The organism is Streptosporangium sp. NPDC001681 (genome assembly GCF_040298085.1).
In the GTDB taxonomy this organism is placed as follows: domain Bacteria; phylum Actinomycetota; class Actinomycetes; order Streptosporangiales; family Streptosporangiaceae; genus Streptosporangium.
In genome coordinates this window covers 73536-79719 of sequence record NZ_JBEOZN010000029.1, presented here as the reverse complement: position 1 = coordinate 79719, position 6184 = coordinate 73536, and the positions used below count along the sequence as shown (strand labels likewise).

Sequence of the window (6184 nt, the reverse complement as noted above, 5' to 3'; positions counted from 1 at the left end):
ATCGTGGCCATGGCGACGATCCGCGGAACACGACCGGGGTCACGGATACGTCATCCGGGGAGGCTCTGGCGACGGGCCCTGGGCGGCGGGCAGGGCCAGCGATCCCAGGGCGGTGAGCACCAGGGCGACGAGCAGGAGCACCGCCGTCTGGCCGAGCGTGCTGAGCATGATGATCCGGCTCACCTCGTCGGCGGCGTCGAAGCCGTGGTTCAGCCCGGCGAGGCGGGCGCAGAGCACCGGCACCGCCAGGATCGCCAGGGCCAGCGGCCACGAGGGCGTGCGCCGGGCGGGAAAACGGAGGTGCACATACCCGTAGCCGATGCCCGCGCCCAGGATCAACGTGCTCGCCAGTCCGAGGGGGTCGAGCCATGGCCACCACCAGGCCGGCATGTCCGGGGCCGCCACCAGCCGGAACAGCACGTCGAACACGATGCCCCCGGCGAGGGGCAGCACGAGCAGCCACAGGGGGCGGCGAGCCGGCCGGGCATCACGGTGGTAGCCGGCCCACAGAGCCGACAGAGTGACCACCGGCATCAGCGACCAGGCCAGTGCCTCGAACAGGCCCCGCCTGACCGAATCCGTCAGGACGAGCAGATCCGCCACGAAGGCGAGGAGAGCCAGCGCCTTGGCCGTGCGCACATGGCCGAGGACGAGCGCGACGAAGGGCGCGATCCAGATGGCTCCGGCCAGGCTCCGCAGAATGTTCGCGAGCCGCTCAACCGATCCGAGGGGTCCTGTCACCTGGGCGAGCGAAGAATCGACCGTGCCGATCACCCCGTACATGTGCAAGGCGGCCACGACGGTCAGGATCGCGAAGAATGCCGGGAAGAGCAGCCCCAGTAGAGCCACCAGGCGGACCGTCTCGCCCCACGCGAGGGACCTCGGCGCCGCGCCCGCGCCACCGAGGCGGACCCGGACCGCCAGCGCGGCCACACTGGCGATCTCCGACCAGCGGGGCCGGGGCCCGTCAGCGTCCGAGACGTCCGGCGAGCCCTCCAGGAAGACGGCGACCATCTCCTCCTCGCGCTCGGCGCGGTAGGAGGCGGGCAGCAAACGCAGCCAGTAGCGGTAGCGCTCCTCCAGCAGGCTCACCGGCGCACCGCCCGCTCACCTGCCGCCACCCTGCCGGCGGCGTATCCGAATCGCCTCGGGTCACCGTCGCGCCCGCTCACCGGCGCACCGCCCCGGAGGCGGCTGAGGCATCGCGCTGCTCGTTCATCGGTGAAATCGTCCTCTCGCCGGTCTTCACGAGTTCATCGGGCGGCTTCGCCGGGTCACCCGGAGTGCCCGGTCTCACGCCGGCCCGCCCGCGACGGACGGACGCCCGCGCCTGGCGCGGAGGCGGTCGACCGCGGTCCTGGCGTTCTCCGCGAGCCGGACGGCCTCGGCCTCCAGCGTCCGCGACCCCGCGTCGGTGAGCCGGTAGTAGCGGCGCAGCCGCCCCTGCTGGACCTCCTCACGGTCGAGAGCCACCAGCCCGTCGCCCGCCAGCCGGTCGAGCACGCCGTACAGCGTGCCGACCTTGAGCCGGACCCGCCCGCCGGACAGTTGCTCGACCTCCCGCACGATGCCGTAGCCGTGACACGGCGCATCGACCAGCGCGGTGAGGATGAGGAACGCGGGCTCCGTCATCGCCCTTGGAGTCATGCCTCACAGCATATATCGGCAAGCATGATATTAGGTAGGGCAGATCAAGGGCGATGCCCAGATCAGTTGGGGACGGCGTTGGCCGGAATCGGAGTGGGGTAGGGCGGGGGGCCGAGGGAGGCCGTCGCGGTCCAGGCGGCGGTGTACATGATGACCCGGGCCGAGAGGTTGATCCAGACCAGCAGGCCGACCACCACGGCGAACACCCCGTAGACGGGGTTGTTCAGGATGTGCGAGAGGAGCAGCGCCGCGAGTTGCTTGAGCAGGGCGAAGCCGACCGCGCCGAACAGGGCGCCGCGCAGCAGCACCCGGAGCGGCTGTCTGGAGCGTCCCAGCCAGCGCAGGATGATCAGAAAGACGACGACGTCGGCGAGGACGCTGACCGTCACGCCGACCAGCCAGATCGTGCCCCTGCCGACCGCCGACTCCGACAGCCCCAGCCATTCGGCCACGGTCCCGCCGGCCTGGGTGGCGAAACCGCCGACCAGCACCGAGGCGACCATGGTGGTGCCGAGGAGGACGAGCGCCGACAGGTCCCTGAGCTTGGCCAGGAGGAAGTTGAGCGGCGGCTCGGTGGTCATGGAGATCTCGCGCAGCGCGCCGCGCAGGGCGTCGATCGCGCCAAGCCCGGCGTAGAGCAACCCGAGCAGGCCGATGACGCCCGCGCTCGTCCGCGAGTCGGCGATCTCCTGGATCGGCAGCTTGTCGGCGAGACCCGGCAGGTACTGGTTGATCGCCTTCCGCAGGGTCTCGGTGGCGTCGGGCCTGATGGAGAGGAAGTAGCCGAACACCGCGAAGGCCAGCGCGATGATCGGGAAGAACGACAGGAAGGCGAAGTAGCTGATCGCTCCCGCGAGCCGGTCGCCGGACTGGATCTGGTAGCGCTGGAAGGTCCTGACCAGATGGTCGAACCAGGGCCACCTGATCCGGGCCGTGCCCAGCACCGCTCTGAACCGTTCACGACCCGCTTGCACACGTTCCATCACACTTGCCACGTGCGCCCCCTACCCAGTCACCGCCGTCCCGATCGTGGACGGCGGCGAAAAAGCAGCTGTGCGTACCCGGAGGGTCACGGGGTGGGCAGGAAGCCCACCCGGTCGCGGACCTTGGCCATGGTCTCGGCGGCCACCGCGCGGGCCCGCGCGGCCCCGACGGCGAGCATCCTGTCGAGCTCGGCCTCGTCGGCGAGCAGCTTCTCGGTCCGCTCGCGGATCGGGGTGAAGGTGTCGACCACGAGCTCGGCGACGTCCTTCTTGAAGGTGCCGTACCCCTGCCCGACGTAGCGGGCCTCCAGCTCACCGATGGGAGTCCCGCTCAGCGCGGACTGGATGCGCAGCAGGTTGGTGATGCCCGGCTTGTTGTCGTCGTCGGCGAGGACCTCGGAACCGGTGTCGGTGACCGCGCGCATGATCTTCTTGCGGAGCGGCCCCGGCTGCTCCAGCAGGTCGAGGATGCCGGCGGGCGAGGAGGAGGACTTCGACATCTTCGCGGTCGGCTCCTGGAGGTCGGTGATCTTCTCGACCCCCTTGACGATGTACGGCTCGGGCACCGTGAAGGTCTCGCCGAAGCGGTGGTTGAAGCGCTGCGCGAGGTCGCGGGTGAGCTCCAGGTGCTGCTTCTGGTCGGCACCGACCGGAACCTTGTTGGCCTGGTAGAGCATGATGTCGGCGGCCTGCAGGATCGGGTAGGTGAACAGGCCCACGCTGGCCGAGCTCTCGCCGTGCTTGGCCGACTTGTCCTTGAACTGGGTCATCCGCCCCGCCTCGCCCATGCCGGTGAGGCAGATCAGCACCCAGGCCAGCTCGGTGTGCTCGCGGACGTGGCTCTGCACGAAGACCGTGGACCGCTCAGGGTCGAGGCCGGCGGCGAAGAGCTGGGCGGCGGCGACCCTGGAGCGCCTGCGCAGCTCCTCCGGACGGTAGTCCACCGTGATCGCGTGCAGGTCGACGACGCAGTAGAAGGCGTCGTAGCCCTCCTGCATCGCGACGTACTGCCGCACCGCACCGAGGTAGTTTCCCAGGTGGAAGGAGTCGGCGGTGGGCTGGATTCCCGACAGGACGCGAGGGCTGGCCATAGCCACCAATTCTGTCAGCTGTCGGGAGTGGTCGGTGCCTCGGTCCGTGAAGTGCTCCGCTTGATCCTGACCCTGGCGACCCTGCGGCCGTCCATGTCGGTGACCTTCAACTCGAACCCGGGGATCTCCACCCGCTCCCCGAGCGCGGGCAGGTGGCCGAGTTTCGACATGACGAACCCGCCGAGGGTCTCGTACGGGCCGTCGGCCAGGCGGATCCCGCTCTCGGCCGCCACCTCGTCGAGGTTGGCCAGCCCGTCGAGCTCGACCTCCCCCGCGGGCAGCGCGACGTGCTCGTCCGCCACGTCGTGCTCGTCGCGGATGTCGCCGATCAGCTCCTCGACCAGGTCCTCCAGGGTGACGATGCCCGCGGTGCCGCCGTACTCGTCGACCACGATCGCCAGGTGGTGTCCCTCCCTGCGCATCTCCGACAGCGTGGCCATCACCCGCTTGCTGGTGGGGACCAGCTTGACCGGGCGGATCGGCACCAGCTCGCTGATCGGCTCGATGGAGCCGGTCAGCACCGGGTCGAGCAGGTCACGGATGTGGACGAAGCCCACGATGTCATCGTAGGAGTCCCGGTAGACGGGGAAGCGGGAGTGCGGCATGGCCGCGGCCAGGATCGCCGCCTCGGCCAGCCGCGTGTCGGCGGCCATGAACTCCACCTCGGTGCGCGGCAGCATCACCTCGCGGAGCTGCCGCTTGCCCGCCGCGAAGACCTCGCCGATCAGGTGGCGCTCGTCGTCGGTGAGCTCCTGGTGGCCCACCACCATCTCGCGCAGTTCCTCGGTGGAGATCTCCTCGCGGTCGGTGCCCGGGTCGCCGCCGAGCAGCTTCACCACCCCGTCGGTGGACTTGGACAGCGCCCAGATGATCGGCCGCGAGAGCGCGGCCATCCTGTCGAGGAACGGCGCGACCAGCAGTGAGATCCCCTCGGCCCGCTGCCTGGCGATCCGCTTGGGCGCGAGCTCGCCGAGGACCAGCGAGGTGTACGAGATCACCAGCGTCACCAGTACCAGGGCGAGCGGGTCCGCCACGGCCTCCGGCACCCCCCAGCCCGTCACCACCGGGATGAGGTCCCTGGCCAGGGTGTCGGCGCCCAGGGCGGCCGAGAGCATGGTCGCCACGGTGACGCCGATTTGCACCGCGGACAGGAAACGGTTGGGGTCCCGGGCGAGCCTGGCGGCCCTCACCCCCCGGCGCCCCCGGGTGCCGAGCCGCCTGACCTGGCTCTCCCTGAGGGAGACCATGGCCATCTCGGCCGCGGCGAAGAAGCCTCCGATCAGTACGAAGAGCATGACCAAGGCAATGTTCGCCAGGACGCTGTTCACGAGATCGTCTCCGTCATGGCGGTCGCCCGTTCCGGCGGTGGCCGATATTTGATGTGCCAGCATATGCTGGCGTAGGGTTACAAAAACAAACAAGTACAAACAACATCAAACAGGAGGCTCCGTGAAGCTGCTCGTCACCGGAGGCGCCGGATACATAGGCAGCGCCGTGGCGGCACAACTCGTCGAGGCGGGCCACGAGGTCACCGTGCTGGACGACCTCTCCACCGGCCACGCCGACGCGGTGCCACCGGGCGCCCGCTTCGTCGAGGGGTCGATCACCGAGGCCGCCGGGGTGCTCAACGGCATCGACGGAGTGCTGCACTTCGCGGCGAAGTCCCTGGTCGGCGAGTCCGTGGAGCGGCCCGGCCTGTACTGGGCGCACAACCTCGGCGGCACCCTGGCCCTGCTCGACGCCATGCGGGGCGCCGGGGTGGGCAGGATCGTCTTCTCCTCCACCGCCGCGACGTACGGCGAGCCGGAGCGCTCCCCGATCCTGGAGACCGACCCGACCCGGCCCACCAACCCCTACGGCGCGTCCAAGCTCGCGGTCGACACCGCGCTGAGCACGTTCGCCGGGCTGTACGGCCTGGCCGCGGTGAGCCTGCGCTACTTCAACGTGGGCGGCGCCTACACCGCCGGGGACGGCAACGTCTACCGCGAGCGTCACACCACAGAGACCCACCTGATCCCCAACATCCTCGCCGTCCCGCTCGGCGGACGCGAGTCCGTCAGCCTGTTCGGCACGGACTACCCGACCCCCGACGGCACATGCGTGCGCGACTACGTCCATCTGGCCGACCTCGCCAGGGCCCACCTGCTGGCGCTGGACGCCTGCTCGCCGGGCGAGCACAAGATCTACAACCTGGGTAGCGGGACCGGCTTCTCGGTCTCCGAGGTGCTGTCGGTCTGCCGCGAGGTGACCGGCCACGAGATCCCCGCGGTCGTGCGCGAGCGCCGCGCCGGTGACCCGGCCGTGCTGGTGGCCTCCGCCGAGAAGATCCGGCGCGAGCTCGGCTGGAAGCCGGAGCATCCGTCGCTCCGTGACGTCGTCGCCGACGCCTGGGCCGCCCTGATCGGCTGACCGCCTCCCGCCACGCCCGAGACGCGTACCCGGCGCCGGCCACCCGCCGACTCG

6 protein-coding genes are annotated in these 6184 nt (G+C 70.2%); 1 reads left to right on the top strand and 5 read right to left on the bottom strand.

What is annotated here, in order from left to right:
* Window positions 1-39: 39 nt before the first annotated feature.
* From ABT130_RS16140 to ABT130_RS16120, 5 genes are all read right to left on the bottom strand, one after another.
* Entirely contained in the window at window positions 40-1092 is a 1053-nt protein-coding gene (locus tag ABT130_RS16140; protein WP_350956157.1) for a hypothetical protein, read from the bottom strand.
* A 201-nt stretch (window positions 1093-1293) separates the two neighbouring features.
* Window positions 1294-1647, bottom strand: coding sequence for a PadR family transcriptional regulator (locus ABT130_RS16135; protein WP_350956155.1), 354 nt, complete (start codon window positions 1645-1647; stop codon window positions 1294-1296).
* Between the two features lie 62 nt (window positions 1648-1709).
* A complete protein-coding gene (locus tag ABT130_RS16130) occupies window positions 1710-2630 on the bottom strand; it encodes a YihY/virulence factor BrkB family protein (protein WP_350956153.1) in 921 nt (306 codons plus the stop codon).
* 86 nt (window positions 2631-2716) lie between these two features.
* Complete coding sequence (gene trpS / locus ABT130_RS16125) at window positions 2717-3721, bottom strand: tryptophan--tRNA ligase (protein ID WP_350911623.1); 1005 nt, start codon at window positions 3719-3721, stop codon at window positions 2717-2719.
* A gap of 14 nt (window positions 3722-3735) precedes the next feature.
* Window positions 3736-5049, bottom strand: a complete 1314-nt coding sequence (locus tag ABT130_RS16120) for a hemolysin family protein (RefSeq protein WP_350911621.1) — start codon at window positions 5047-5049, stop codon at window positions 3736-3738.
* 121 nt (window positions 5050-5170) lie between these two features.
* Here ABT130_RS16120 and galE point away from each other — a divergent pair, with 121 nt between their 5' ends.
* Window positions 5171-6130, top strand: a complete 960-nt coding sequence (galE, locus tag ABT130_RS16115) for a UDP-glucose 4-epimerase GalE (RefSeq protein ID WP_350956151.1) — start codon at window positions 5171-5173, stop codon at window positions 6128-6130.
* Window positions 6131-6184: the final 54 nt, after the last annotated feature.